Annotated in this window: 24 protein-coding genes; 14 read left to right on the top strand and 10 right to left on the bottom strand. The window is 65.0% G+C overall.

What is annotated here, in order from left to right:
- Positions 1-8: 8 nt before the first annotated feature.
- Positions 9-1,055, bottom strand: coding sequence for a glycosyltransferase family 9 protein (locus tag GKC30_RS07520; protein WP_155933662.1), 1,047 nt, complete (start codon positions 1,053-1,055; stop codon positions 9-11).
- Positions 1,056-1,185: 130 nt separating this feature from the next.
- On the opposite strand from GKC30_RS07520, the gene GKC30_RS07515 reads away from it, so the two are divergent.
- The 3 genes from GKC30_RS07515 to GKC30_RS07505 all read left to right on the top strand — a co-directional run bounded on the left by GKC30_RS07515 (position 1,186) and on the right by GKC30_RS07505 (position 2,268).
- Positions 1,186-1,425 carry a hypothetical protein gene (locus GKC30_RS07515; protein ID WP_155933661.1) on the top strand — a complete coding sequence of 80 codons (240 nt, stop codon included), beginning with the start codon at positions 1,186-1,188 and terminating at the stop codon, positions 1,423-1,425.
- A 22-nt stretch (positions 1,426-1,447) separates the two neighbouring features.
- The gene (locus GKC30_RS07510) at positions 1,448-1,789 is read left to right on the top strand and encodes a DsrE family protein (protein ID WP_155933659.1); all 342 of its coding nucleotides are present in this window, start codon (positions 1,448-1,450) and stop codon (positions 1,787-1,789) included.
- An 80-nt stretch (positions 1,790-1,869) separates the two neighbouring features.
- Positions 1,870-2,268, top strand: a complete 399-nt coding sequence (locus tag GKC30_RS07505; RefSeq protein WP_155933657.1) for an RlpA-like double-psi beta-barrel domain-containing protein — start codon at positions 1,870-1,872, stop codon at positions 2,266-2,268.
- Between the two features lie 98 nt (positions 2,269-2,366).
- Here the strand turns inward: GKC30_RS07505 and GKC30_RS07500 are convergent, their stop codons facing one another.
- The 4 genes from GKC30_RS07500 to GKC30_RS07485 form a co-directional block, all read right to left on the bottom strand.
- Complete coding sequence (locus GKC30_RS07500) at positions 2,367-3,692, bottom strand: HD domain-containing protein (protein ID WP_155933655.1); 1,326 nt, start codon at positions 3,690-3,692, stop codon at positions 2,367-2,369.
- A gap of 69 nt (positions 3,693-3,761) precedes the next feature.
- Complete coding sequence (locus GKC30_RS07495) at positions 3,762-5,045, bottom strand: dihydroorotase (RefSeq protein ID WP_155933653.1); 1,284 nt, start codon at positions 5,043-5,045, stop codon at positions 3,762-3,764.
- 69 nt (positions 5,046-5,114) lie between these two features.
- Complete coding sequence (locus GKC30_RS07490) at positions 5,115-6,041, bottom strand: aspartate carbamoyltransferase catalytic subunit (RefSeq protein ID WP_155933651.1); 927 nt, start codon at positions 6,039-6,041, stop codon at positions 5,115-5,117.
- Positions 6,038-7,195, bottom strand: coding sequence for an amidohydrolase family protein (locus GKC30_RS07485; RefSeq protein WP_155933649.1), 1,158 nt, complete (start codon positions 7,193-7,195; stop codon positions 6,038-6,040). Before GKC30_RS07485 ends, GKC30_RS07490 begins: the two co-directional genes overlap by 4 nt.
- A gap of 286 nt (positions 7,196-7,481) precedes the next feature.
- On the opposite strand from GKC30_RS07485, the gene GKC30_RS07480 reads away from it, so the two are divergent.
- The 3 genes from GKC30_RS07480 (at position 7,482) to GKC30_RS14995 (ending at position 9,943) form a co-directional block, all read left to right on the top strand.
- On the top strand, positions 7,482-8,354 hold the full coding sequence (locus tag GKC30_RS07480; RefSeq protein ID WP_155933647.1) for a methylenetetrahydrofolate reductase: 873 nt from the start codon (positions 7,482-7,484) through the stop codon (positions 8,352-8,354).
- Positions 8,355-8,380: 26 nt separating this feature from the next.
- Positions 8,381-9,112 (top strand): metallophosphoesterase family protein, encoded by a 732-nt coding sequence (locus tag GKC30_RS07475; protein ID WP_155933645.1) that lies wholly within the window; start codon positions 8,381-8,383, stop codon positions 9,110-9,112.
- Positions 9,113-9,697: 585 nt separating this feature from the next.
- Positions 9,698-9,943 (top strand): metal-sensitive transcriptional regulator, encoded by a 246-nt coding sequence (locus GKC30_RS14995; RefSeq protein WP_231117093.1) that lies wholly within the window; start codon positions 9,698-9,700, stop codon positions 9,941-9,943.
- 142 nt (positions 9,944-10,085) lie between these two features.
- On the opposite strand, the gene era is transcribed toward GKC30_RS14995, so the two are convergent.
- Both era and GKC30_RS07460 read right to left on the bottom strand, forming a co-directional pair.
- Positions 10,086-10,994: a GTPase Era gene (gene era / locus GKC30_RS07465; RefSeq protein WP_155933641.1), complete on the bottom strand. Its 909-nt coding sequence runs from the start codon at positions 10,992-10,994 to the stop codon at positions 10,086-10,088.
- A gap of 337 nt (positions 10,995-11,331) precedes the next feature.
- A complete protein-coding gene (locus GKC30_RS07460; RefSeq protein ID WP_367614025.1) occupies positions 11,332-12,021 on the bottom strand; it encodes a response regulator in 690 nt (229 codons plus the stop codon).
- A gap of 226 nt (positions 12,022-12,247) precedes the next feature.
- On the opposite strand from GKC30_RS07460, the gene GKC30_RS07455 reads away from it, so the two are divergent.
- Positions 12,248-12,463: a hypothetical protein gene (locus GKC30_RS07455; protein WP_013515963.1), complete on the top strand. Its 216-nt coding sequence runs from the start codon at positions 12,248-12,250 to the stop codon at positions 12,461-12,463.
- A 248-nt stretch (positions 12,464-12,711) separates the two neighbouring features.
- Here the strand turns inward: GKC30_RS07455 and GKC30_RS07450 are convergent, their stop codons facing one another.
- Positions 12,712-13,875 carry a DegT/DnrJ/EryC1/StrS family aminotransferase gene (locus GKC30_RS07450; RefSeq protein ID WP_155933637.1) on the bottom strand — a complete coding sequence of 388 codons (1,164 nt, stop codon included), beginning with the start codon at positions 13,873-13,875 and terminating at the stop codon, positions 12,712-12,714.
- A gap of 246 nt (positions 13,876-14,121) precedes the next feature.
- Between GKC30_RS07450 and hisI the strand changes: the two genes are divergently transcribed.
- From hisI to GKC30_RS07415, 7 genes are all read left to right on the top strand, one after another.
- The gene (hisI, locus tag GKC30_RS07445; protein WP_155933635.1) at positions 14,122-14,496 is read left to right on the top strand and encodes a phosphoribosyl-AMP cyclohydrolase; all 375 of its coding nucleotides are present in this window, start codon (positions 14,122-14,124) and stop codon (positions 14,494-14,496) included.
- Positions 14,496-15,374: an ATP phosphoribosyltransferase gene (gene hisG / locus GKC30_RS07440; protein WP_155933633.1), complete on the top strand. Its 879-nt coding sequence runs from the start codon at positions 14,496-14,498 to the stop codon at positions 15,372-15,374. The genes hisI and hisG overlap by 1 nt, the downstream gene beginning before the upstream one ends.
- A 211-nt stretch (positions 15,375-15,585) precedes the next feature.
- Entirely contained in the window at positions 15,586-15,834 is a 249-nt protein-coding gene (locus tag GKC30_RS07435) for an ArsR/SmtB family transcription factor (protein ID WP_155934031.1), read from the top strand.
- 59 nt (positions 15,835-15,893) lie between these two features.
- Positions 15,894-17,195, top strand: coding sequence for a permease (locus GKC30_RS07430; RefSeq protein ID WP_155933631.1), 1,302 nt, complete (start codon positions 15,894-15,896; stop codon positions 17,193-17,195).
- 10 nt (positions 17,196-17,205) lie between these two features.
- On the top strand, positions 17,206-17,439 hold the full coding sequence (locus GKC30_RS07425; protein WP_155933629.1) for a thioredoxin family protein: 234 nt from the start codon (positions 17,206-17,208) through the stop codon (positions 17,437-17,439).
- An 84-nt stretch (positions 17,440-17,523) separates the two neighbouring features.
- Positions 17,524-18,018, top strand: coding sequence for a thioredoxin family protein (locus GKC30_RS07420; protein ID WP_155933627.1), 495 nt, complete (start codon positions 17,524-17,526; stop codon positions 18,016-18,018).
- Positions 18,019-18,021: 3 nt separating this feature from the next.
- Complete coding sequence (locus GKC30_RS07415; protein WP_155933625.1) at positions 18,022-18,723, top strand: cytochrome c biogenesis CcdA family protein; 702 nt, start codon at positions 18,022-18,024, stop codon at positions 18,721-18,723.
- A 29-nt stretch (positions 18,724-18,752) separates the two neighbouring features.
- Here the strand turns inward: GKC30_RS07415 and GKC30_RS07410 are convergent, their stop codons facing one another.
- On the bottom strand, positions 18,753-21,443 hold the full coding sequence (locus GKC30_RS07410) for a S8 family serine peptidase (RefSeq protein WP_196772835.1): 2,691 nt from the start codon (positions 21,441-21,443) through the stop codon (positions 18,753-18,755).
- Between the two features lie 167 nt (positions 21,444-21,610).
- Complete coding sequence (locus tag GKC30_RS07405) at positions 21,611-24,037, bottom strand: PAS domain S-box protein (protein WP_155933621.1); 2,427 nt, start codon at positions 24,035-24,037, stop codon at positions 21,611-21,613.
- Positions 24,038-24,259 lie beyond the last annotated feature (222 nt).

Below are 24,259 nucleotides of genomic sequence, written 5' to 3'. Positions count from 1 at the left end.
GCGGGCAATCAGCCCAGGAGCTTGGGGGCCAGGGCCTCCCATACCATGTCCGTGGTCAGGGTACGCATGCAGTCGTGGTGGCCCAGGGGGCAGCGCCTTGGGCCGTGCAGGCCGCAGGGACGGCACTCAAGGGGCACCTCCATGACCGTGGAGCCCGCGCCGCGGGGAAAGAAGCCGAGGTGGCGCACCGTGGGGCCGAACAGGGCCACCAGCGGGGTCTCCTGCACCCAGGCCAGGTGCATGGGGCCGGAGTCGTTGGTCAGGTAGGCGTCAAGGCGTCTGATCCAGGCGGCCAGCTCCGGCAGGGAGAGCCTGCCCGCGAGGTTGACAAGGCTGTCCGGGACCGCGCCCCGGGCCACGGCCTCGGCCATGACCGCCCCGGCCGCCCCCTCCTCCCCCGGTCCGGCAAAGACGAGCACCCGCGCACCCGCCCCTGTGGCCAGGGCGGCAACCTGGCCGAAATATTCCACGGGCCAGCATTTGGTGGGCCAGGTGGAGCCGGGATGGATGCCCAGCACCGGGCCGTCGGCGCATTGTCCGCGCCAGAAGGTGTCGGCGGCGGCCATGGCTTCGGGCGGCAGGACGAGCCGGGCCTCTGGGGCCGGGCCGTTCTTTCCGAGGGGGCCGAGCAGGCCCATGAGCCGCTCCACTTCCTCCTGTTGGTGAAAGCGCCGGTCCACCACATCGGTGTAGGCCAGCCGGTTGAACCAGGGGCGGTGATAGCCGATGCGCCGGGGGATGCCGGTGGCCGCGGCCACGGCGGCCGAGCGCAGGCTGGCGTGGGCCGAGATCCACAGGTCGAAGCCCTGACGGCCGATCTCGCGCCCCAGCCCGAGGGCCGAAAGCATGGATTTTTGCGCCCCGCGCTTGGCAAAGCCATGCACCACGGACAGTTCGGGCTGGGCAGCGAAGAGCCCTTCCAGTCCGGCCCGGACAAAGAGGTGGATATCTGCTTCGGGATAGGCGTCGGCCAGAGCCCGGAGCAGGGGCAGGGTGAGCACGGCGTCGCCCAAAAAGGCGGTCTGCCAGACCCCGATCTTGCGATACGTCTGCATCGGCCCGTCATATCGTGCGGCCGGGGTTCAGGCAATGGTTGATATCGCGACCATAACCGCCTATTGTTCCTGGCAAGGGGCCGGTACCGTCCGGCCGCGACACGCACGATCAAGAGGCAGGAGCGAGGCCATGAAGTACATCATGTTCGAGGATTTTTCCGGCGCGCCCACGCCCATCATCTTTCCCAACCGCATCGACCACGCGGACATGCGCGAGCAGATGCCCTACAGCCGGGCGCTCTCGGCGGGCTTTGTGACCATGCGGGCCGACGGCTTCCATTGCCACGGCAGTTCCAAGGAGCTTGACCTCAAGGCCGGGCCGGGCGATGCGGCCATCATCGCCGACAAGTTCGCGGACCCGGAAAGTTAGGAGCGCAACCAGAGGGGGAAGCATGTTTTGCCTGTACGCCTTCAGCGGAGAGTCGTCCTGTTTCGTTCACGTTCTGCTCAACGGCCTGGACATGGCCGAGCGGGGGCACAGGGCGGCCATCGTCTTTGAGGGGGCGGCCGTGACCCTGGTGCCGGAGCTGGAAAAACCGGACCATCCGCTCAATGCCCTGTACCGCAAGGCGCGGCAGCAGGGGCTGGTGGACGGAGCCTGCCGCGCCTGCTCGGCCAAGCTCGGCGTGCTCGACGCGGTCCGGGCAGCCGGACTGCCCCTGCTCGACGACATGTCCGGCCACCCGTCCATGGCCGAATACATCAGCCAGGGCTACACCATCATCACCTTCTGATCGGCGATGCTGGCAGCGGTCGCCTGCAGGCGACCAGCGGGGGGTTGTCCCTGCGCCGCTTGCCGGGCTATGGTCCGTGGATGAAGACATCGCTTTTCCTGGCGGCCGTGGCTGTCGCGACCCTGCTGGCCGGGCTCCATTACGGGCTGACCGTGCCCAATGCGGTGCTGTGGAACAGCGAGCGCGTGACGCTTACGGCCTACAACTCCACCCCGCGCCAGACCGCGGGCGATCCCTTTGTGGCTGCCTGGGGCGACCGGCTCGAGCCGGGGATGATGAGCGTGGCCGTCTCGCGTGATCTGCTCGCGCTGGGCCTTGACCATGGTACCGAAATCCACATCAAGGGGCTGGGCGGCCCGTATCTGGTGCTGGACAAGATGCACCAGCGTTTCGAGCGACGGGTGGACGTGTATTTCGGCCTCGACGTGGCGGCGGCAAGGGAGTTCGGCAGGCAGGAGGCCGTGATCTACTGGCGCTGAGGCTGGGGCATGAACCGGATCGCGGCCCGTTCTTCCGTTGGGGAAGGGCGGGCCGCGATCTTTATGATGCACGATGTCGGCCGCAGGGCGGCCAAAGGTCACATGGCGTCGCGGTACTGGAGCACGAACGCCTCGGCCTGTTCGACGGAGGAGATGTCGTTGGCGATCTGAGCCGTGAGCAGGGCATCGCGGATCACGCCGATCATGGGGCCGGGCTTGAGCCCGGTGAGGTTCATGATCCGGTTGCCGTCGAGCAGCGGCTCTATCTCGTCCTCGGGGATGTCGGCCCGCTCGGCCATCTTCAGGTTGTGGTTGAACTCGCGCCAGGAGCCGTTTCTGGCCTTGATGTCGGCCCGGACCATTTCCATGATGCGCGGGTATTCGTCCAGGGAGCGCAGACGGCGGATGCCCTTGTCCGTGAGCATGAAGTGGGGCCGCATGTGGTTCTTGACCAGATCGCAGATCAGTTCGATGTCCTGTTCCTCAAAGCGCAGACGCTTGAGGATCTTGCGCGTGACCTTGGCCCCCACCCTGTGGTGCTGCAGGAAGTTCCAGCGGCCGTCGTAGTGTTCGGCGGTATAGAGCTTGCCCACATCGTGGAAAAGGCAGGCCACGGTGCCGAACCAGTCGTAGGGCAGCTCCTCGGGGTATGCCTTCATCACCGCGAAGGTGTGCTCAATCACGGTTTCCTCGGCGTTGCTTTCCGGATTTTTGATCTGCTTGACCCGCGACAGGGCGGCGATCTCCGGGATCAGGCCGTGGAGTAGGAAGGAGTCGAAAAGCAGGCGGAAGAAGCGGTGCATGGACTCTGCCTCGACCTTGCGCCACTCGTCGAGGAAGTCGCTCATGGGCACGTAGTCGAGGACGCGGCGGGCGTTGCGGACAATGGCTATCCAGGTGTTGGCCTCGATTTCCTTGTCGAAATTGGCGGCAAAACGCAGGGCGCGGTAGGCCAGGGAATAGTCCTTCTTCAGCGCCTGATCGGGTACGCCCTTGAAGCGGATGACCCCTTCGGAGAAGTCCGCGAAGTCCGCGTACATGTCCTTGGCCTTGGGGATGAAGGGGCACACGGCCGAGAGCGGGATGTCGCCGCGCTGTTCGAGCCGGCGCAGCAGCCGCGGGGTCATGGTGGACACGGCCTCTTCAGTGTAGGAGGCGTCGTCCACGTCGGCCGGGTAGAAATAGTAGGTCACGCCGCCCTCGGACAGGGTGCCGAGGACCTCCTTGTCGCGTCCTTCCTCCATGGCCGGGAAGTATTTCCGCAATTCCGAGAGCCCTGCCTCGGTGCAGATGTCCAGTTCGCGTTCGCTGCCCGTCTCGTCCAGGGTCAGGGCCTGAAGCCGGGCGTTGATGACGTAGGCGTCGTAGCCGTTGCGCATGATGGTCTTGCAAAAGCCCACGGCGTCCTTGAAAGGCTGGCTCATGTATTCCCTCACGAAATGCTTGTTTGATTGGATCACCTGTCCGCGAAACCTCTGGTTCCGCAGCCCAGCCTATACAATCTTTTTGCCCTGAATGAAATGGGTTTTTACCCGCCCCTTCAGGACGGCTCCGCAAAGCGGCGTGTTTTTCCCCTTGGAGTGCAGGGTGTCGGGGCCGACGGTCCATGCCTCGTCCGGGTCGAAGAGAAAGAAATCCGCAGGATCGCCAGGGGTGAAGGTGTTCACGGGCAGGCCGAAGATGGCGCACGGCCCGGTGGTCCAGGCGCGCAGGAAGGTCTGGCGCGAGAGTCTGCCTGCGGCCACCAGCCCCCAGGTCACTGACAGGGCGGTATCCAGCCCGGTGATGCCGCAGGGGGCCACGTCGAATTCGGTCTCCTTTTCGTGGGCGGCGTGGGGGGCGTGGTCCGTGGCCAGGATGTCGATGGTGCCGTCGGCCAGCCCGTCGAAAAGGGCCTGCTGGTCGTCAGGGGTGCGCAGGGGCGGATTGACCTTGGCGTTGGTGTCGTACTCCGTGGCCTCGGCCTCCAGGTACTCCTCGGTCAGGATCAGGTAGTGCGGCGCGGTTTCGGCCGTGACCCGGACGCCGCGCCCCTTGGCGAAACGGATCAGCTCCACGGATTTGCGGCAGGAGATGTGGGCCAGATGGATGGGCAGGCCCAGATACTCGGCCAGCAGTATATCACGGGCCACCTGAAGCGCCTCGGCCACGTCGGGCTGGGCGGGCAGGCCCAGTCGGCTCGACACGGCACCCTCGTTGACGCCCGCGCCCACGCCCAGATACGGGTCTTCGCAGTGATCGATGACCACCCGGTCCCAGTCCGAGGCGTATTCCATGGCCCGGCGGAACAGCTCGGTGGACCTGACCGGCACGCCGTCGTTGGAAAAGGCCACGCATCCGGCCTGGGCCAGTTCGGCCATGGGAGCCAGCTCCTCGCCCCCAAGCCCTTTGGTCAGTGCGCCGATGGGAAACAGGCGAGGCCCCTTGGGCCACGCACGGCGGGCCTTCTCAAGCATCAGTTCGGTCACGGAGCCTTCGTCGTTGACCGGCCTAGTGTTGGCCATGCACATGATGTTGGCAAACCCGCCCCAGGCCGCGGCCCGCAGTCCGGACTCGATGTCTTCCTTGTACTCGAAGCCCGGCTCGCGCAGGTGGACATGGGCATCGGTCATGGAGGGCAGGAGCATGAGGCCAAAGGCCTCCTCCACCGTAGCGTCTCCCGGCTCAAGGGTCTTGGCCGAGGGGGCAACCTCAACGATCCTGCCCCGGCTCACGAATACGTCCACGTCCCTGCCGTCGAGCTTCGCCCTGCGGACGATCAAATCAATCCTGGCCATCTTGTCCTCTCCGTCGCCTGCGTTTCAGCCAGGCGCATAGGTGTCGCAAGGCTGTTCAATGTATCTCTTTTATTCGCCTTTTCTCGTCATGTAGAGAAAGAGCAGGGCCATGCGTACCACCACGCCGCTGGCCACCTGATCGAGGATCAGGGAGTCGGCGCAGTCGGCCAGCCCGGAGCTGATCTCCACCCCCCGGTTCATGGGGCCGGGATGGAGAATCTTGACCTCGGGCCGGGCCAGCTCCACATGGCGCGGGCCCAGGCCGTAGGTGCGGGCGTACTCGCGCAGGTCGGGCAGCAGTCCGTCCTGCTGGCGCTCCAGTTGCAGCCGCAGACACATGACAGCGTCCACGCCGCGCACCGCCTCGCTCAGGTCGGAATACACGGTGGCGGGCCAGGAGCGCACCTGGGGCGGCAGCAGGGTGCGCGGCGCACACAGGCGAACCCTGGCCCCGAGCATGTTCAGCAGCAGGACGTTGGAGCGGGCCACCCGGCTGTGGGCGATGTCGCCCAGGATGAGGATGGTCTTGCCCGCCAGCTCGCCCCACTCCTGATGCAGGGTGAAGCTGTCGAGGAGCGCCTGGGTGGGGTGGGCGTGGCGCCCGTCGCCCGCGTTGATCACCGAGCATTCCACGCGCCGGGCCAGAAACCGGGCCGCCCCGCTGCACCAGTGGCGCAGGACGATGGCGTCCGGGGCCATGGCCTGGAGCGTCAGGGCCGTGTCCTTGAGGGTCTCGCCCTTGGTCAGGCTGGACGAGCTCTTGGCCAGGGAGAAGGTGTCGGCCGAGAGGCGCTTGCCCGCCACGTCGAAGCTGGTCTTGGTCCGCGTACTCGGCTCGGCGAAGAAGAGGATGACGCTGCGCCCCTTGAGGGTGGGCACCTTCTTGACCGGCCGCTGCTGCAGCTCCTGAAACCGGCCCGCTGTCTCGAAGATCGCCATGACCTCGGCGCGGGAGAGTTGGGAAACGTCCAGCAGGTCCTTGTGTAGCCATTTCATGTGCTCTCATGCCTCCGGCGCTGGTGGAAATGGTCGGTGACGGTCTTGGGGACCGTGGAAAAAACGGCCGTTCGGCCCGGCTCAATGGTCCCCAGCCGGTCGGCCGCGCCCAGGAAGCGGGCCGGGGTCCGGGTGATCATGGCCAAAAGATCGGTCAGGCGCAGCTCGCCCTCGTACCGCTCGGCGAAATACAGGGCCTCGGCGTAGAGGTCGAGGTCGTGGTTGGAGGCCAGGGAGTCGGTGCCCAGGCACAGGGGGGTGCCCGAGGCGACCCACTTTTCCCACGGGGCACGGTCGCTGGCTATGAAGTGGTTGGAGCGCGGGCACAGGCAGACCGTGGCCCCGGATGCGCGTAGGGTCTCGATGTCCCGGTCCGTGACCTTGACGCAGTGCACGGCCAGGGTCGTTTCGTCGAGCAGGCCGAGGTCCGCGGCGTGACGAACCGGGCCTGTGCCGGGCGGGACAAAGTCCAGCAAGCGCCCCCGGCCCCGGAGCAGGTCGAGGAACGCGCTCGGCTCCCCGGCCATGATGGCCACCTCGTCGTCGTGCTCGGCCAGGTGCAGGGAGAAGGGCAGGCCGCAATTCCGGGCCTCGGCCTTGGCCGCCCGCAGCACGTCGCGGTGGGTGGTGTACAGGGAGTGCCCGGCCACGGACAGGACACCTCGGGCGTGTCCGGCGCGGGGGATGAAACTCGTCTTGGGCACGGTCTCGCCGATGGCCTCGGCAAAGACCACGAAAAAAAGGCCGGATGCCTCAAGCGCTCCGGCCATTTCCTTTGCAAAGCGGGTGGCGATGTCCCCGACCATGACGGTCCCGGTCCGCTTCAGCTCGTCCAGCGCCTTGTCGAGCAGAGGGGGGTCGAGGTCGAAGATGGGCCGGGTCAGCAGGTCCTCGACCCAGGCCATGAAGCCGTGGCCCTGGGGGCACAGGCCGCGCAGATGCGCCAGCTCGAGATGGGAATGGGCGTTGACCAGCCCGGGGGCCAGCATGACATCGCCAAGGTCGGTCACGGGGCCGGAGTGGGTCGGGGAAAGGCGGCGGAATGTGCCGACCTCGGTGACAGTCCCCTGGCTGACGATGACGGCCGCGTCGTCGATGACGGGGGCGTCGGGGATCATGGTCGCGGCCTTGGCCGCACGAAACAATTCAGGCATTCGCTGCTTCCGGCTTCCCCCTGGTCAGGGCTGTTTGGCTGGTGGCGTGTCCGCGCACGGACTGAAAGTAGGGAATACCCCGTTTTGCCGTCAGGGTCCAGGGAAATCCTGTTGTCTCACCCTGTGGCGACAGGTGGCCCCACCCGCGTCTGCGGCCCCGGCCAGCTTCCCGCGCATGGCAGGCAGGAGCTTTTTTCTTGACGGCATCAACAACGCGCTGTAGACCAACATCAATTTATCCGTATATTGAGATATATTGATACACAAAGAAACGCAGGAGGTTGTCATGTTCATTCCAGAGGCCATCAGGGCCGGTGGCCGGCCATTCGTGTCCGTGGAGCTGCTGCCGCCGCGCAGCGAGGCGGAGCAGGAGGGCTTCTGGCTGGCCGTGGAAGCCGTCAAGGCGGTGCGGCCGCTCTTTGCGGCCGTAACCTGCGGCGCGGGCGGGCGCGGGGCCGTGGGCACGGCGGAAACCGCAGGTATTCTGGCGCGGGAGCACGGGTTAACGGTCATGCCGCATCTGACCTGTGTGCACGAGGAGCCCTCCGGTCTGCCCGCCCGGCTGGAGGCGTTGCAGGGGGCAGGGATCCGCAACGTGCTGGCCGTGCGCGGCGATTTTCCGACCGGGGAAACGGCCCGTCCCGGCGGGTTTGCCCACGCCTCTGACCTGGTGGCCAGGGTGCGCCGGTTGGCCCCGGACATTGCCGTGGGCGTGGCTGCATACCCGGACGGGCATCCCGATTCCCGTTCCCTGGTGGATGACATCGCGTTTTTGAAGTTCAAGCTCGATCAGGGCGCGGATTTCGCCGTGACCCAGCTCTTCTTCGACAACCGCCGCTACTTCGACATGGTGGACCGACTGGCCGCCACGGGCTGCCACAAGCCGGTGATTCCCAGCGTACTGCCCGTGCGTGGGCTGGGGCAGATCAAACGGGTCGCAGCCCTGTGCGATGCGCCGGTGCCGGGCAAGATCCTGGCCGCCATGGAAGCAGCCCACGCCAAGAACGGCGATCAGGGCGTACGCCGCCTGGGCGTTTCCCTGGCCGCGGCCCAGGTGGAGGAGCTGCTCCGGCACGGTGCGCCGGGCGTCCACCTCTATCCCTTCAACCGGGCCGACCTTTGCCTGGAAGTGGTGGAGCGGGCCGGGCTGTTGCCCTGAGCCGGGCAAGGGTATACCATCGCTCCATGCCCTGCCTTGCCATCATGTCCGACCCTCATGCCAATGTGGCGGCGTTGAGCCGGGTGCTGGCCGACGCGGCCGACCAGGGTGCGGACGAGCTGTACTGCCTGGGCGACGCCATCGGCTACGGACCGCAGCCGCAGGAATGCTGCGACCTGCTGCGCGAGGCCGGGGTGACGCTGCTCATGGGCAACCATGAGCAGGGGCTGATCAACATCCACTACCTGCGCGGCTTCAACCAGCCCGCGGCCGATGTGTTGCGGCGCACCCGCGAGATGATCGACGAGGCCACCTACCAGTGGCTGGTGTCGCGCCCCAAGGCGCTGGTGGCCCACGGCTGCCGCATGGTCCACGGTACGCCGCCCGATTCGGTCAGCGAGTACCTTTGGCGGCACGAGACCGGCATGGGCGAGGTCTTTGCCCGGTACGCCGAGGAGTTCTGTTTCGCGGGGCACACCCACGACCTGATGCGCTTCACCTACAGGCCCGGAGCCGGGGCCAGCCCCAGATTGGCGCTGCCCCCAGGCGAGACCGTGCTTGAGCCGGGCCTTCGTCACCTGGTCAATGTGGGGGCCGTGGGCCAGCCCCGCGACGGCGACAACCGGGCCAAGTATGTGCTTTTCGATACGGACTCACACACAGTGACCCTGCGCCGGGTGCCCTACGACATCGCTGCCACCGTCGCCCTGATCGAGGCCAGGGGGTTCCCCAGGGCCTTTGCCGACAGACTCTGGTAGCCCGCAGCACCCAGGTCTTTCCGAAATCCCGAGACGTGTTCCAGGCATGGGGGTTCGCCAAACAAACGTGCCGTCCCCGTGGGGCGGGCTGCGGGTGATCGGCCCGGCGCATCCCGCGGCGTGGCCGTCCCTGAGCCCCCGGATCACGCGGGGAAAGGATGGGCGCACTGCCGTGCCTATCGCCGTCACGGCTTCTCGGAGTCGGGGAATGGGTGCGGCGCTTCTTGCAGGCCGTTAAGTATGTCGGTAAGGTTCGCGAGCCGGGTCGGGTTGCGAGTCGACCTTCTCCCGCCGATCTTCCCGTTCTGGACCGTGGACACGGCCGCAGACGGGCTCAAGGTGTTGAGCAGAAAGACGCTGCCGAAGTGGTTGGTGGTAAGGAAAACGGCTGTGGCCGGGCCTCCTCCGTCCAAGGGCAGATACCCTGGGCGTGTAGGGTATTTCCCCCGGGCCAGGCAAAGCGGGGAGCGTCCTGACGACGTAACGACCGCCCCGCAGAGGCCGGGGCGAGCATTGAACAAGGAGTGCGCCGTGAACGCGAGCGAACAGGAACAGGAGCGGCTCAAGCAGAATGTCCTTTCACGCATGAAGCGCATCGAGGGCCAGGTGCGCGGCATTCAGCGCATGGTCGAGGAGGGCAAGGAGTGCGAGGACATTCTGGCCCAGGTCCGTGCTGTGCGCTCGGCCCTTCAGTCCGCCAACAAGCTCATCCTCAAGCGCTACATGCTGCGCTGCTACACCGAGACCGTCAGTGACGCCAAAGATGGGCGGGAAGACCAGGAGTCGCTGGAGAAATTCATCAAGGTGCTGACCGGGTTCGTGGACGGCTGACCCTTTCGGGGCGTCGGCGGGAGCCGACATGCAGATCCGCTGGGCAGCGGACCTGTGCCCCTTTTGCCTCAGCTTCCTGGGCGGCCTGAAGGCTCGCCCACAGTCGCGCAGCGTCTTCAGGACGGCGTTTTACAACAATCCGCTACTCGCCAAGGCCCATGGCCCGGAGAAAACCGGGGTCTTCGGTCCAGCCGTCGCGCACCTTGACCCAGAGCTCCAGATGGACCTTGGTGCCCAGCAGCTCGGCGATCTCAAGCCGCGCCTCGGACCCGATCTTCTTGAGATTCGCCCCCTGCTTGCCGATGATCATGCCCTTGTGGCTCTTCTGGGCAGTGTAGATGACCGCGTTGATCACGGTCATGCCCTCGCGGGTGGCCTCGTCCCAAACCTCGATCTCCACGGCCGTGGTGTAGGGCAGCTCCTGGCGCAGCTGGTAGAAGAGCTTCTCCCGGATGATCTCGGCGGCCATGAAGCGCACCGGAGCGGTGGAGAGCTGGTCCTCGGGGAACATGGGGGGCCCTTCGGGGATGAAATCGAGCACCCGTGATAGCAGCACGTCCGCGCCCTGCCCCTTGAGGGCCGAGACCGGGACAATCTCCGCTCCGGGCCACATCTCGCCCACACGGGCCAGCAGCGGCAGCAGGGCGGCCTTGTCCTTGACCCGGTCGATCTTGTTGACCGCCACCAGAACGGGCCTGCCCGTCTCGGCCACGGGCCTGACCAGCGGCTTGAGCTCCTTGTCCAGCATGTGCGGCTTGGACGAGTACAGGGCCGCGTCCAGGAGCACCACCACCACGTCCGCCCCGGCCAGAGCGCTCCAGGCCGCCTCCAGCAGGAAGCGGTTCATCTTGCCGCGCAACTGGTGGATGCCCGGGGTGTCGAGAAAGACCACCTGGGCCTCGTCCGTGGACAGGATGCCGCTGATGCGGTTGCGCGTGGTTTGGGGCCGGGGCGAGACAATGGCCACCTTCTGCCCCAGGTAGTGGTTCATCAGGGTGCTCTTTCCCGCGTTGGGCGGGCCGATGAGGGCCACTGTTCCGAATTTGTGCATTGTTCCTCCGGTGCCGGGCAAGGCCCGGCCGGGTGTTGCGGCGCGTGGTTGCGCTGGACCTTCTCTAGCAATCCGGGCCGCCCCCGGCAACAGGCAATGTGCTTGCCGGGGATGGCGGTCCGCATCACCTCGGGCATCGGGGCAATGGCTTGGGTCTGTCGAGGGGGCGAAGAGGCAAGGGGAGACCACGGCCCACGAGGCCAGGCGAACTCCGGCGCAACACGATCTGCGCTGCCCCAAAGGGGGGCGGATCAAGCAGGGGCGGGCGGGAAGCCGCCCTGGGGAGCGAAAGCGCGTCGGCTTTCGCTCTTATTCCTTCGCGTAGTGAAGGGCCGACTTACGCTGCGCGAAAGCGGTAGCCCACGCCTCGGACGGTTTCTATCCAGTCGGCGTAGGGGCCGAGTTTTTGGCGCAGGCGGCGCACATGGGTGTCCACGGTGCGCGAGTAGCCTTCAAAGTGGGTGTCCCAGACGGTGTCCAGGAGGTTGTCTCGGGTCTGGACCTTGCCGCTGCCGGAGATGAGTACGGTGAGCAGCTTGAATTCCGTGGCGGTCAAGGCGGCCTCCTCGCCGTCAACGGTGATGCGGTGCGCCTCGAAGTCCACGCGCAATCCTTCGCGCTCCCAAATCTTTGGGGTCTTGAGGTCGTGTCCGCCCACGCGGCGCAGCACGGCCTTGATGCGCAGCACCAGTTCACGCGGAGAGAAGGGCTTGACGATGTAGTCGTCGGCCCCGAGCTCCAGGCCCACGATCTTGTCGATCTCCTCGCCCTTGGCCGTGAGCATGATCACCGGGATGCGCGAGAGGGTGGCGGTTCCCTTGATCTGTCGGCAGACCTCGAGTCCGTCCATGCCGGGCATCATCAGGTCGAGGAGCACGATGTCGGGCCGGAAAGCCTCGGCCAGGGCCAGGCCGGAGGGGCCGTCCTCGGCAGCGGCCACGTCGAATCCGGCGGCGGTGAGGTTGTACTTGAGCAGCTCTCGGGTGTCTTTGTGGTCCTCGACCACCAGTATTTTGTGGGCGGACACGGCGCATCTCCTTGCTGGCAGGTGAATTGTTACGGCCTGCTATACCGCACGAGGTGTCACGGCGGTGTGACAATCCAGTAACTTTATCACGACGAAATGTCACCTGTCCGGGAAAAACAGCAGATGGCGCCAGGGCAAATTTTCCCCTTAAGGTGTTGGCCGATCAGGCCGATAGGGAGATTGTAGCCGCCGCAGGGCGAGCCATTTCGACGGAGGGACTCAAGGCATGTACTACCACGGATTCGACAAGAAATTTCCTTCCGGCAGCAAGTATTGGACGGTGTACGACGACCAGCTCATCGGGATGCTCTTCTCCAAGATCGTCAACAAGACCATGAGCGTGGAGATGGCCGGAGCTGATTCGGAGGAGCTGGTGGACGAGATGGTGCACAATCTGTTCGATCTGTGCTTCTATATCAACAAGGATTTCCACGACTGCTAGCGGGCTGTTGAAAAATGGCGATCTGCGTCGTTAAGTGACTGTCGGCGAGTCTTCGAGCCGTACAGGGAACGTATTCAAAAAGATCACAACTCCGCAGAACAGCGGATATTGATGTCGGTTCCGGTCGACGCCCCGAGGGGATGAGCGCCAGGACGGCGCAAATCAAGCCTGGACACGGAACCCCTTTCCTCCATTTTCGAAAAAGCCCGGCGGTGCGCCGGGCTTTTTCGTGAGGGTCGCGGTCAGGCTCAGGCCCCAAGCGAGCGCTTGACGGCCTCGATCACGTCGGCCACGTCGCCGTCGGTGAGCTTGGCGGAGAGCGGCAGGCTCACGGTCTGGCGGCCAATACGCACGGCGTGGGGGGTGTCGTCCAGGGTCCAGCCGAAGCGCTGGCGGTAGTAGGGCTGCTCGGGAATGCTCAGGTAGTGGACGCCCACGCCGATGCCCTCGCGGGTGACGCGCATCAGGAAGTCGTCGCGCTCCACCCCGCAGGCGGCCGGGTCCACCAGGACGGTATAGAGGTGCCGGGCGTGGCGGGTGTCCGGCTCCTCGGGCGCGGGCAGGGTCAGGGGCAGGTCGGCCAGAGCGGCCTGATACCTGTTCCATATCTCGCAGCGGCGCACGAAGTAGTCTTCCACTCGCGCAAGTTGATGGATGCCGATGGCGGCCTGGAGATCCATCATGTTGTATTTGAACCCGGCCTCCACCACCTGATAGTGCTTGTACCCCTCGTCGGAAAAGCGCTTCCAGGCGTCTGCGCTCATGCCGTGCAGGCCAAGCACCTTGACGTGGCGGATGGCGTCTTCGCCCGCAGCCACGACCATGCCGCCCTCGCCCGTGCAGACGTTCTTGGTGACGTAAAAGCTGAAGCAGCCGAAATCGCCGAAGGTGCCTGCGTGGCGGCCCTTCCAGGTGGTCTCGATGGCGTGGGCGCAGTCCTCCACCACCTTGAGCGAATGCTCGGCCGCAATGGCCATGATGGCGTCCATGTCGCAGGAGCGGCCCGCAAAATGGACGGGCAGGATGGCCCGGGTGCGGCTGGTGATCTTCTCGCGGATTCGCTCGGGGTCGATGTTCTGGGTGCTTGGATCAATGTCGGCCAGCACCGGGGTGCATCCGGCGTGGATGATGGCGTTGACCGAGGCGCAGAAAGTCAGCGGCGTGGTGATGACCTCGTCGCCGGGCTTGAGTCCCAGGGCCACCAGGGCCAGGTGCAGGGCCGCGGTGCACGAGTTGCAGGCCGCGGCGTGAGGTGCGCCCACATAGGCGGAAAACTCGCGCTCGAACCGGGCTACCTTGGGTCCGGTGCCGAGCCAGCCGACCTCCATGGAGGCCACCACCTCGTCGATCTCGTCCTGCTCGATGCGCGGGGAGCCGAAGATGAGGAAATTCTCTTTTGAACGAACGGGCATGCTCGTACTCCTTGTGGACACGTCTCGTGTCGTGGGGAGAAGTAGCAGATACCGGCCCGGCGGTAAATGGAAATGGCCCCGAGGCCGGGGCGAACATCCCTATGGGGTCGTGCCGTCTGCCCCCGCCCTGGGTGACGGTTGCGCGACACCGCAAACCCATCGGTTGCGCTTTATTCGGGCTTTCGCTATGTAACTCGCCCGGCCCGCAGATGGACCGGACCAAAGCCATCTGATACGAGGTACCGCATGATCAGACCGGATTTCAAGAAAATGGACGGGCTTGTTCCGGCCATCGCCCAGGACGCCGCGACCGGCGAAGTCCTGATGATGGCCTACATGAACGAGCAGGCATGGGACAAGACGCTGGAGACCGGCGAGGTCCATTACTGGAGCCGCAGCCGTCAGGAGTTATGGCATAAGGGCGGTACCTCGGGCCATACCCAGGCGGTGAAGTCCATCCGCATCGACTGCGACGACGACACCGTGGTCCTTCTCATCGAGCAAAAAGGCGGCGCGGCCTGCCACAAGGGCTATCGCAGCTGCTTCTATCGCGAACTCAAGGACGGCGAGGTCCGGGAATGCTCCCCCCTCGTCTTTGACCCCAAAGAGGTATACAAATAATGTCCACCCAATTCCTTCGACTCGGCATTCCCAAGGGCTCTCTCCAGGAGGCGACCATCAACCTGTTCGGCAAGGCGGGATGGAAGATCAAGCTCCACAACCGCAACTACTTCCCGGACATCGACGACGAGCGCATCTCCTGCTCCCTGGCCCGTGCCCAGGAGATGTCCATGTATGTGGAAAACGGCACCTTCGATGTCGGCCTGACCGGCATGGACTGGATCAGGGAGAACAAGTCCGACGTGGTGGTGGTCGATGATCTCATCTACTCCAAGGTGAGCAATCGCAAGGCGCGCTGGGTGCTCTGCGTCCGGGGCGACTCGGCCTACAAGCGGCCCGAGGATCTCCAGGGCAAGAAGATCGCCACCGAGCTGGTGGGCTTCACCCGCGAATATTTTGCGTCCCTGGGCGTGGACGTGGATGTCTCGTTCTCCTGGGGCACCACCGAGGCCAAGGTGGTCGAGGGGCTGTGCGACGCGGTGGTCGAGATCACCGAGACCGGCACCACCATCCGGGCCAACGGCCTGCGCATCATCGCCGAGCTGATGCAGACCAACACCCAGCTCATCGCCAATAAGGATGCCTGGGCCGACCCCAAAAAGCGTCAGCTCATCGAGGAGATCAACCTGCTGCTCCAGGGCGCTCTTAAGGCGAGCCGCATGGTCGGCTTGAAGATGAACCTGCCCAAGGACAGGCTGGCCGAACTCAATGGCTCCCTGCCCAGCCTCAACTCGCCCACCGTGGCCGAGCTGCAGGACCCCTCCTGGCTCTCGGTGGAGGTCATGGTCGAGGAAAAGATCGTGCGCGATCTCATCCCCAGGCTCAAAGCCTTCGGGGCCGAGGGCATCATCGAGTACCCGCTGAACAAGGTCATCTAGCCCGCGCCCCGGCACGGGAGATCAACGCCTCCGCAAGGCCGGAAGCGCAACTCGGCGCTTCCGGCCTTTTTCTATGGGAACGATCGGCACAGCGGCCCTTGACAACGCGCCTGTTTGGCCATATTGCCAAATTGTGAACGCCGCCAAAACTCCCTCCTTGCTGCCCATCAGGGCAGGCAGTGATGAAGCCTTTCGCCGCAGGGCACAGGTCATGAAGGCTCTGGGCCATCCGTCGCGGCTGCGGATCGTGGAGGAGCTGTCGCGAGGCGAGCGGTGCGTCTGCGATCTCACCCAACTCATCGGGCACGACATCTCCACGGTTTCCAAGCATTTGAGCGTGCTGCGCAAGGCGGGCATCGTTGTGGACGACAAGCGCGGGCTCCAGGTTTTCTATCGCCTCAAGGTGCCGTGTGTGCTCAACTTTTTCAACTGCGTGGACGCTGTGCTCGACGCGAAGTGAGTTTTTTTAACGCCACTATTTGGCGAAAACTGCAAATAAATGATCCAAGAGGCCCGGCCATGACCTGGAAAAGCGAATGGAAACCGCTGCTCGCCGTGCTCGGCGTGTTTCTTGCCTTCTATTATCTTCCCCTTGGCGGGGAGCGATTCGACAACGCCGTGTTCGAGGCCCTGCATCTGGCCCGGGACTACGCCCGCGAGCATGTGCTGCTCTGCCTGGTGCCCGCCTTCTTCATCGCCGGAGCCATCGGCGTGTTCATCAGCCAGGCCGCGGTCATGAAGTACCTTGGCCCCAAGGCCAACAAGGGTGTGGCCTACGGCGTGGCCTCCTGCTCGGGCACCATTTTGGCCGTGTGCTCCTGCACCATCCTGCCGCTCTTTGCGGGCATCTGGCGCATGGGCGCGGGCCTTGGCCCGGCTTCGGCCTTTCTCTACGCGGGTCCGGCCGTCAACGTGCTGGCCGTGATCCTCACTGCCCGTATCCTGGGCCCGGAACTCGGTCTGGCCAGGGCCATCGGGGCCATCGTCTTCAGCATCGTCATCGGGCTGCTGATGCACTTCATCTTCCGCAAGGAGGAGCAGCAAAAGGCCGCACAGATGGCGGCCGTGCCCGAGGCCGAGGTGGCCCGTCCCCTGTGGCAGAACGGTGTCTACTTCGCCACCATGGTCGGCGTGCTCGTCTTTGCCAACTGGGGCAAGCCCGCCGAGGCATCCGGCCTGTGGCACGCCATCCACTCGGCCAAGTGGGTCATCACCTCTCTCTTTTCCCTGGGCTTTGCCGCCTGTCTGGTGGCCTGGTTCAACGTCCGGCTGTGGCAGATGGGTCTGGCCGCGCTGCCCGCTGTGGCCCTGGGCCTGCTCATTCCGCAGTTGCCGCAGCTCTCCTTTGTGGCCGGAATCCTCGGCCTTTCGGTGCTTACCTCCACACGCGGGGGCGAGCTTGGCGAGTGGTTCGGCCAGAGCTGGGGGTTTGCCAAGCAGATCCTGCCGCTGCTCCTCTTTGGCGTGCTCATCGCGGGGTTGCTGCTGGGCAGGCCCGGCGAGGAGGGGCTGATTCCGTCCGCCTGGGTGGCCCAGGCCGTGGGCGGCAATTCGCTCCTGTCCAATTTCGTGGCCTCTTTCGCCGGGGCCTTCATGTATTTCGCCACCCTGACCGAGGTGCCCATCCTCCAGGGGCTCATAGGCAACGGCATGGGCCAGGGCCCGGCCCTGGCGCTGCTCCTGGCCGGCCCGGCCCTGAGCCTGCCCAACATGCTGGTCATCCGAAGCGTCATGGGCACGCTAAAAACCGTGGTGTTTGTTCTGCTGGTAGTGGTTATGGCCACCATAAGCGGCATGATTTATGGAACCTTTTTCGGATAAGGAGATGGCAATGAAGAAGATTGTTGTTCTTGGCCCCGGCTGCCCCAAGTGTGAGAAGCTCATGAACGATGTGGAAACCGCTGCAAAGGAACTGGGCATCGAGTACGAGTTGACCAAGATTGGCGACATCAACGAGATGATGCAATACGGCGTGATGACCACGCCCGCCCTGGTGGTGGACGGCGAGGTCAAGGTGGTCGGCAGGGTGCCGTCCGTGGAAGAACTCAAGAAGATGATAGCCTGATCGGGCATGGCTGCGTCAGAACCCTCGCCCCGGAACATCGAACTGGCCGCCGCCAAGGCTGCCGAACTCCTGAAGTAGGCAATGATGAAAAAACCCTTCCTGCTGGCCGGACTGCTCGTCCTGACCGTGGTCGCAAGTGTGGTCGCGTATGTCCTTGTCCCCTCTCCCAAGGACATCACCTCCGGCGAGCCGGCGAGGACAATGACCACGGCGCAGGCCGAGGCCGCCGAAGACCCGGCGCTGTCGGCCGAAGTGGCCGAGTTGCTCTCCGGTCGGCCTCAGACCACCCCGGTGCCGGGGCTGGCAACCATGGTGGATATCGGCGCACACTCCTGCATCCCCTGCAAGATGATGGCGCCCATCCTCAAGGATGTGGCTGCCGAGGTTGAGGGGAGGGCCGCCATCGTCTTCATCGACGTGTGGCATTACAACGACGAGGCGAAGAAGTACGGCATCCGCGTCATTCCCACCCAGATTTTCTACGATGCGCAGGGCAAGGAACGCTACCGCCACGAGGGGTTCATGAGCAAGGCGGACATCATGGTCAAGCTCGTGGAGCTGGGCATGCCCGGGGAGTAGCGGATGGACCAATTCTACCTGCTCATTAACGAGTGGATCGGGAGCGGGCTGGCCCTGGCCGCCCTGGGCTGCTTCCTGTGGGGCGTGGTCAGCGTGCTCTTCTCGCCGTGCCATCTGGCCTCCATCCCGCTCATCGTTGGCTATGTGGGCGGCCAGGACGAGCCGGTGCAGGGGCGTCGCGCCGTGGGCTACGCCCTGCTTTTTTCCATCGGGCTGTTCATCACCATCGCCCTGGTGGGCATCATCTGCGCCATGCTCGGCAGGATGCTCGGCGACGTGCCGTCGTGGTGGACGATCCTGGTGGGGCTGGTGCTGCTGTGGGTGGCCCTGGACATGCTCGGCGTGGCCCGCTGTTCCCTGTCCGGCAGTCTGATGGGGCGGCTGCGGCTGCGGGGGCTGTCCGGGGCTCTGGTGCTGGGGCTGGCTTACGGGGTGCTTTCCGGGTCATGCACCTTCGGGTTCATCGCCCCGATCCTGGCCATCATCCTGGTTCAGGAGCGCATCGCCTCGGGCATGCTGCTCATCGCCCTGTTCGGCATCGGCCACTGCCTGCCCATCCTGCTGGCAGGAAGCTCCACAGCCTGGGTCAAGCGGGTACTCGCAAGCAGCGCCTTTGGTAGCGCAGGCCAGCGGTTTCGCCGTCTGGCCGGGGCGACCATCGGCCTTTTGGGCGTGTATTTCATCGCCCTGCCGTTCTTCGACTGATTGTTCCCGCTTGGTTCGGAAGTATCCTCCTACACGAAGATGATGCTGTCCGCCTGGACCGCGTCGCCCATGACCTGGGCGATCTGCACGGCGGCCTCGCCGCTTGCTCCGTCCGCGTCGTACCAGAGGATGGAGGACTCGTAGTAGAAGCAGGCGCTGTCCACATCGACCAGGGCGGCGGAGGTGAAGAAATACAGCGGGTCCAGAGAGCCGGTACTTGATTGCCCGAATTCGGCATAGGCAAAGTGAAAGAGATCATCGAAAAAGTTGAAGTCCGTGATCAGGTCGCCGCCTTCGTCGGGCGAGCCGTAATAGAAGGTGTCGCGGCCGCCGCCGCCGGTCAGGGTGTCCGCGCCCAGGCCGCCGCTGATCAGGTCGTTGCCTGCGCCGCCGGAGATGACATCGTTGCCGCGCCAGCCGAAGAGGACGTTGTTGGCGTCGTTGCCGATGAGGGTGTCGTTGCCGTCGCCAGCGTGGACGTTTTCGATGAACGTGCCAGCGGTAATGGTCAGGGACGCGCCCGCGATGGTGCTGACCGAGTCGGGGGTGAGGTCGATGTAGCTGTTGCCGGTCACGGCCGAGGCGTAGATGGTGTCCCTGCCCCCGTCGGTGTCCTCAAGGGTGGCCCGGGACGGGTCGGCAGCCGCCAGGGAGGCGTATTCGTCGGTGAAGATGTAGTAGTCGTCCACCGAGGGCTCGTCTCCGTACAGGGTCAGGGTCCAGTCGTGCAAGGTGCCGGTGTCGTCCAAGGCCGTGTCCCTGACCTCCAGTTTCCAGGTTCCAAATCCGTTCTCGCCGAACGGGGTCACTGTCATGAAGGACCAAGTGTTGCCTGAACCAAAGGTACCCTCGCTCGCTTCTAGGAAGACAGCTGTTTCGACTCCCCACTCCTGGGCGATGCCCTCGATGCTCGGGTGGTACAGGAGCACACTTTCAGTGCCCTTTGGCGAGGTCAGGATGATTTCCAGGTCGTTGAACCGGGGGTGGGTAATGTTCACGGTGACCACGGCCTGCTGCACGATGTAGTTCGAGCCTATGTTGATGGAGGAGATCGCGTCTTCGCCTGATCCGTCGGAGATGGGCTGGTTGGTAATCGCTTGGACGGGTAGCGGATCCAGGTTGCCGTAAGTTCCGGCCGCCTGGTCCCAGGACTCGGCCAGACGCACGGCCGCTGTGGCGTCCACCAGCCCGAAGCCGTAGTCGTGGCTGGCGTGCATGCCGCCGCCGTTCCAGTTCGTGGCGCCGTTGATCTGCCAGTCCCAGGGCTTTCCCTCGGCCGAGACCATCCCCGGAGTGCGCACGGCCGTGGCCGCCAGGATGGTCTGCACGTCGCGGTAGCCAAGGCCCGGATTGGCTTCCAGCATCAGGGCCACCACGCCGCTGACCATGGGCGATGAATAGGACGTGCCGCTGCCCGCGTGGAAATAGGCGTTCGGGTCATCCCCGGCCGGGGGCGTCCTGTCCGTGGTCAGCACGTCCTGGCCCGGGGCGGTGACCAGCAGGTTGGGCCCGGCGCAGCTGAACCATGCGTACTTGCCGGTGCTGTCCACCGCGCCCACTGAAAAGGCGTAGGGGGAGTTGTTGGTGTTGTAGTAGGTGGACATGATCTCCTGGGCGCGCTCGTTGGAACCGGCGAAGACCACCACCGTGCCCAGCCCGTCGCGTCCCTCGTCGGCCAGGGTTTTCACGGCATCCGTCACTGCCGTCTCGTTGGCAAAGGGAGAAAGGGTCCAGCTGTTTTGCGAGATGTCGAAACCCGTCTGCCGAGCCAGCAGGGGGGCCAGCACATTGTCACCTTCTCCCTCCACGAACCCGGCTATCTTGGCGTCGTAGGCCACGCCCTGGATGCCGTAGCCGTTCCTGGCCGCGGCAATGAACCCGGCCACAGCAGTGCCGTGGTTCTGTCCTTCGTCCGGGAAGGCGTCGGAGTTGTTGTTGGTCTGGTGCCAGCCCAGGTCGACGAGGTAGTTGGGCGCCAGGTCCGGGTGGTTGTAGTCCACGCCGTCGTCGCACACGGCCACGCGGACGCCCTTGCCGGTATAGTCCTCCCATGCCTTGACCACATTGAGGTCCACCCCGCCCGAGAGGTTCTTGATATACCACTGTTTGAAGACCAGGGGGTCAAAGGGGCTCAGGTCCGGCCCTTGCGCCGAGTTTTCCTCAATCGGGCGTCTTTCGTCGGTCGCGACTCCCTGCCCTGCGCCCGGAGGTGGCCCCAGCGAGCCGAAGGGTATGGGCGGCGTATAGGCGATGTCGAGCAGAGCTCCGGGATCGGGAAGCCCGGGCGAGCCGTCCGAAGGGGTGCCGGGAGGACCGCCAAAGGGGCCGCCGAAGAACGCCCCGCCAAACGGTTCGCTGCCGGGTATGGTGCTGCCGAAGAGCCCCCCGTCCGTCAGAGGGCCGTCAGGCCACAGTAGCGGGGCCGCACCGCCAAGGCCGTCCTCGCCGAAACCTCCGGAAAAATCCTCCCAGGAATCAAAGTCGCCGTCGTTGCCGTCCCCTTCGCCAGGATTGCCGCCGCCAAACACTCCTTCGCCCAAGCGCCCGGTGCCGTCGAAGCCCTCTCCGTCCGGTCCGTCCGGGTCTTCGGAGTCCACAGGGGCTGGAGGCGGCATGGTGCCCGGCGCGGGCTGCGGCGAAAGCTGCGAGAGCAGTTCTCGGGGAGCCTGGGTCGGAGAACCGAAAAAGTGCAGGGAGGTCTGTTCATTCTGATCGGGCATCGGCGGCGCACCTGCTGGCTGGGTTTGCGGAGTCGCGACAGAGCCTGAAATATACGTCATGACCGATGGAAAAACAATACGAAACCATGCCCGAGACAGGGAAAACGTACCTGGTTCCTATTTGGCGCATTGTGGAGGAATCGTTTCCTTGATTCGGCCCTGGCCCCTTATGGACCGTTTTCCGGCTCGGGTCCGGTCCGGGGGGCTGTGTCGCGGTGTACGGGCAAGCGTACGGTGATGGTTGTGCCGTCCGCTTCGGAGGTGGTGAAGTCGATGGTTCCGCCCAGGGCGGTGGTGACGAGTTTGGCGGTGTAGGTGCCAAGGCCCGTGCCGTGGATCTTGCCTGATGTGGCGTATTTTTCAAAGAAGGAGTCGCGGATATCCTCGGGAATGACGCCTGCGTTGTGCACGGTGACGATGTGTTGGCTTGAGGTGCGCAGGTCGAGGGTCACGGTGCTGCCTTTGGGGGAGGCCTCCACCGCGTTCTTGATCAGGTTGGCGAGCAGGGCGTAGCAGAGCATTTCCTCGGCGTGGACCATGAAGACATTGTCGTGGCCTGCGGGGTCGCCGTTGAGGTTGACGGCCATGGACACGTTTGAGGCGCGTAGCGCGGGCCTGAGGTCTTCAATGACCGCAGCGGCCACCGTCACAAGGTCCACGGCCACCGGGGAGAGGGTGTAGGTGCCTGCCTCCATCTTGAACAGGACCCGCGACATGTCGATGATGTTGAGCATCCGGCGGCTGGCCTGCTTGACGCTTTCGAGCAGTTCGCGCTGATCCGGGGTGAGGTTGTCGGCCCTGTCGAAGAGGGTGAACAGGGTCTGTACGGCCAGGGTGGGGGAGCGCAGATCGTGGCGTACCAGCCGCTCCACGTCCTCGCGCAGGGTCTCCAGCCGTTTGCGTTCGGTGATGTCGAAGAGAAAGGCAATGGCCACCTCGGTTCCCTTGAAAAGCAGGTGATAGGCCGTGATTTCCACGGGCAGGGTGGCGTCCCCCCTGGTGCGGGCCTTGGTTTCAAGAGTGACCACCTGGCTTTGCTTGAGCCGATCCCATAGCTCGGGCCACTGCTCGCGGGGTATCTCCCTGGTCACATCCATGACGGTTTTGCGTTTGAGTTCGCCTCGGGTGTAGCCGAGCATTCGGGCGGCGGTCAGGTTGGCGTACACGATACGCCCGGAGGGCCGGATGCGCAGCACTCCCATGGCGGCGTTGTCCACGGCGAACTGGGTCAGCCGCAGCTCTTCCTCGGCCTGGAGCCGGTGGGTGATGTCCGTGCCGTAGGAGATGGTGGCCAGCCCGTCTTCGCCATCGCCAGTGACCGAATTGCGCCAGAGGATCTGCCTGGTGTCTCCCCCCTTGGTCAAAAGGGGGCTCTCAAAAGTGTCGGCCGTGCTGCGCACCCCTTCATTGACCAGCCGCGAGAACTCGTCCCAGACAAAGGGGAAGCGCTCGCGGGGCACCACGATGTCGAACCAGTTGCGGCCCAGGAGTTCCTCGCGGGGGTAGCCGGTGATGGCCTCTCCGGCGCGGTTGAAGAGGCGCACATGCCCTGCGTAGTCGAGTCCCACGATGATGATGTCTGCGGATTCTATGATCCGCCGGGAGCCCTCAAGGGCGCGGCGGTGTTCTGCCTCGGCCCGCTTGCGGCGCTCTATTTCGCGGGCCAGGCGGCGGTTCCAGAGGAAGAAAAGCGTCAGCAGAAAGACCGCGCCTGCCGTTACCATTCCCACCATGCGCCAGACCTGGGGACGCTCCACCCACCGGCTGTCGCGCAGCACGGTCCAGTAGTCGCGGATGCCCTCGCGCTCTTCCTTGGAGATGGAGGCCAGGGCGCGGTTGACCAGAACAAGCAGTTCTGGCCAGTCCTTGCGTATCCCCATGGAGACTCGCGAGGAATACTCGGTGATGGCTGCGATGCGGATGCTGGCGATGCCCCGCTCTCTGGCGAGGTGGGTGATGGTCGCCTCGCCCGCCACAAAGGCGGCGGCCCGGCCCGAGAGCAGGGCGCTTAGTCCCTCCTCCGCGTTGGCCACGGTCACGAGCCGGATGGCCGGGTGGTCTCCGGGGATGCGCCGATGGGGAATGTGGCCGTCCTCCACGGCCACAGCCTCCCCGGCCAGGTCGTCGAGCCCGGCGATCATGGGGTACTCGGTGCGGGTGGCGATGACGATGGGCAGGAGCAGGTAGGGCTCGGAAAGGAGCAGGTCGTCGGCGAACACGGGATCGGCCGGCAGTGCGCCCATCATGTCCACCTCGCGGGCCTTGGCCAGCTCCCACAGGGCCGAGAGGCTTGAGGCGCGTATCCGCCGCGGCTTGAGGCCCAGCTTGCGGGTGACGATGTCCACATAGGCGGGGGCCATGCCCTGGATGGCCCCGTCGCGGCCCCGGAAGACGATGGGCGGCGACCCCACCCACATGCCAAGGCGCAGATCCGCATGGGCGTCGAGCCATGCCCTTTCTTCGGTCGTGATATAGAAGGTTCCCGGCGGCGGGGCAGGCTGGTCGTTTTGGGCCGTGGCCGACCGGCAGGCCATGGCAAGGGCCAGGGTCAGCAGGGCCAAGGCGAGTCCCAGGTGGCGGCAACGGCTCGTCATGCGCAATCCCGGAGCAACGATTTCAGGGCGTGACTCGACAACAGGGCCAATGACGCCCGGCAAAGGGGCCGGAATCACTTCATATCGCATTTCGAGCCAGACGACAAACAGGGAGTCGCGTTGCCGTGAAAAAACCAGACGGACACGGGTATCGCGTGGAGAGGCGAGGGAATGGCCCTGTCTGCCTCGTGATCCTGTGAATAAGGCATCCCTCCGGCGACT

It is taken from the genome of Pseudodesulfovibrio alkaliphilus, from assembly GCF_009729555.1.
Taxonomy (GTDB): domain Bacteria; phylum Desulfobacterota; class Desulfovibrionia; order Desulfovibrionales; family Desulfovibrionaceae; genus Pseudodesulfovibrio; species Pseudodesulfovibrio alkaliphilus.
The sequence above is the reverse complement of the archived record's forward strand: the minus strand, read 5'-3'. Positions and strand labels throughout refer to the sequence as shown.

Coding starts and splice junctions, on each gene's coding strand:
- GKC30_RS07405 (WP_155933621.1), bottom strand. CDS start 24,037: ATGACGAGCCGTTGCCGCCACCTGGGACTCGCCTTGGCCCTGCTGACC.
- GKC30_RS07450 (WP_155933637.1), bottom strand. CDS start 13,875: ATGCCCGTTCGTTCAAAAGAGAATTTCCTCATCTTCGGCTCCCCGCGC.
- GKC30_RS07415 (WP_155933625.1), top strand. CDS start 18,022: ATGGACCAATTCTACCTGCTCATTAACGAGTGGATCGGGAGCGGGCTG.
- era (WP_155933641.1), bottom strand. CDS start 10,994: ATGCACAAATTCGGAACAGTGGCCCTCATCGGCCCGCCCAACGCGGGA.
- GKC30_RS07475 (WP_155933645.1), top strand. CDS start 8,381: ATGCCCTGCCTTGCCATCATGTCCGACCCTCATGCCAATGTGGCGGCG.
- GKC30_RS07435 (WP_155934031.1), top strand. CDS start 15,586: ATGAAGGCTCTGGGCCATCCGTCGCGGCTGCGGATCGTGGAGGAGCTG.
- GKC30_RS07455 (WP_013515963.1), top strand. CDS start 12,248: ATGTACTACCACGGATTCGACAAGAAATTTCCTTCCGGCAGCAAGTAT.
- GKC30_RS07500 (WP_155933655.1), bottom strand. CDS start 3,692: ATGAGCCAGCCTTTCAAGGACGCCGTGGGCTTTTGCAAGACCATCATG.
- hisG (WP_155933633.1), top strand. CDS start 14,496: ATGTCCACCCAATTCCTTCGACTCGGCATTCCCAAGGGCTCTCTCCAG.
- GKC30_RS07410 (WP_196772835.1), bottom strand. CDS start 21,443: ATGCCCGATCAGAATGAACAGACCTCCCTGCACTTTTTCGGTTCTCCG.
- hisI (WP_155933635.1), top strand. CDS start 14,122: ATGATCAGACCGGATTTCAAGAAAATGGACGGGCTTGTTCCGGCCATC.
- GKC30_RS07520 (WP_155933662.1), bottom strand. CDS start 1,055: ATGCAGACGTATCGCAAGATCGGGGTCTGGCAGACCGCCTTTTTGGGC.
- GKC30_RS07425 (WP_155933629.1), top strand. CDS start 17,206: ATGAAGAAGATTGTTGTTCTTGGCCCCGGCTGCCCCAAGTGTGAGAAG.
- GKC30_RS07510 (WP_155933659.1), top strand. CDS start 1,448: ATGTTTTGCCTGTACGCCTTCAGCGGAGAGTCGTCCTGTTTCGTTCAC.
- GKC30_RS07515 (WP_155933661.1), top strand. CDS start 1,186: ATGAAGTACATCATGTTCGAGGATTTTTCCGGCGCGCCCACGCCCATC.
- GKC30_RS07505 (WP_155933657.1), top strand. CDS start 1,870: ATGAAGACATCGCTTTTCCTGGCGGCCGTGGCTGTCGCGACCCTGCTG.
- GKC30_RS07420 (WP_155933627.1), top strand. CDS start 17,524: ATGAAAAAACCCTTCCTGCTGGCCGGACTGCTCGTCCTGACCGTGGTC.
- GKC30_RS14995 (WP_231117093.1), top strand. CDS start 9,698: ATGAAGCGCATCGAGGGCCAGGTGCGCGGCATTCAGCGCATGGTCGAG.
- GKC30_RS07495 (WP_155933653.1), bottom strand. CDS start 5,045: ATGGCCAGGATTGATTTGATCGTCCGCAGGGCGAAGCTCGACGGCAGG.
- GKC30_RS07485 (WP_155933649.1), bottom strand. CDS start 7,195: ATGCCTGAATTGTTTCGTGCGGCCAAGGCCGCGACCATGATCCCCGAC.
- GKC30_RS07430 (WP_155933631.1), top strand. CDS start 15,894: ATGACCTGGAAAAGCGAATGGAAACCGCTGCTCGCCGTGCTCGGCGTG.
- GKC30_RS07480 (WP_155933647.1), top strand. CDS start 7,482: ATGTTCATTCCAGAGGCCATCAGGGCCGGTGGCCGGCCATTCGTGTCC.
- GKC30_RS07490 (WP_155933651.1), bottom strand. CDS start 6,041: ATGAAATGGCTACACAAGGACCTGCTGGACGTTTCCCAACTCTCCCGC.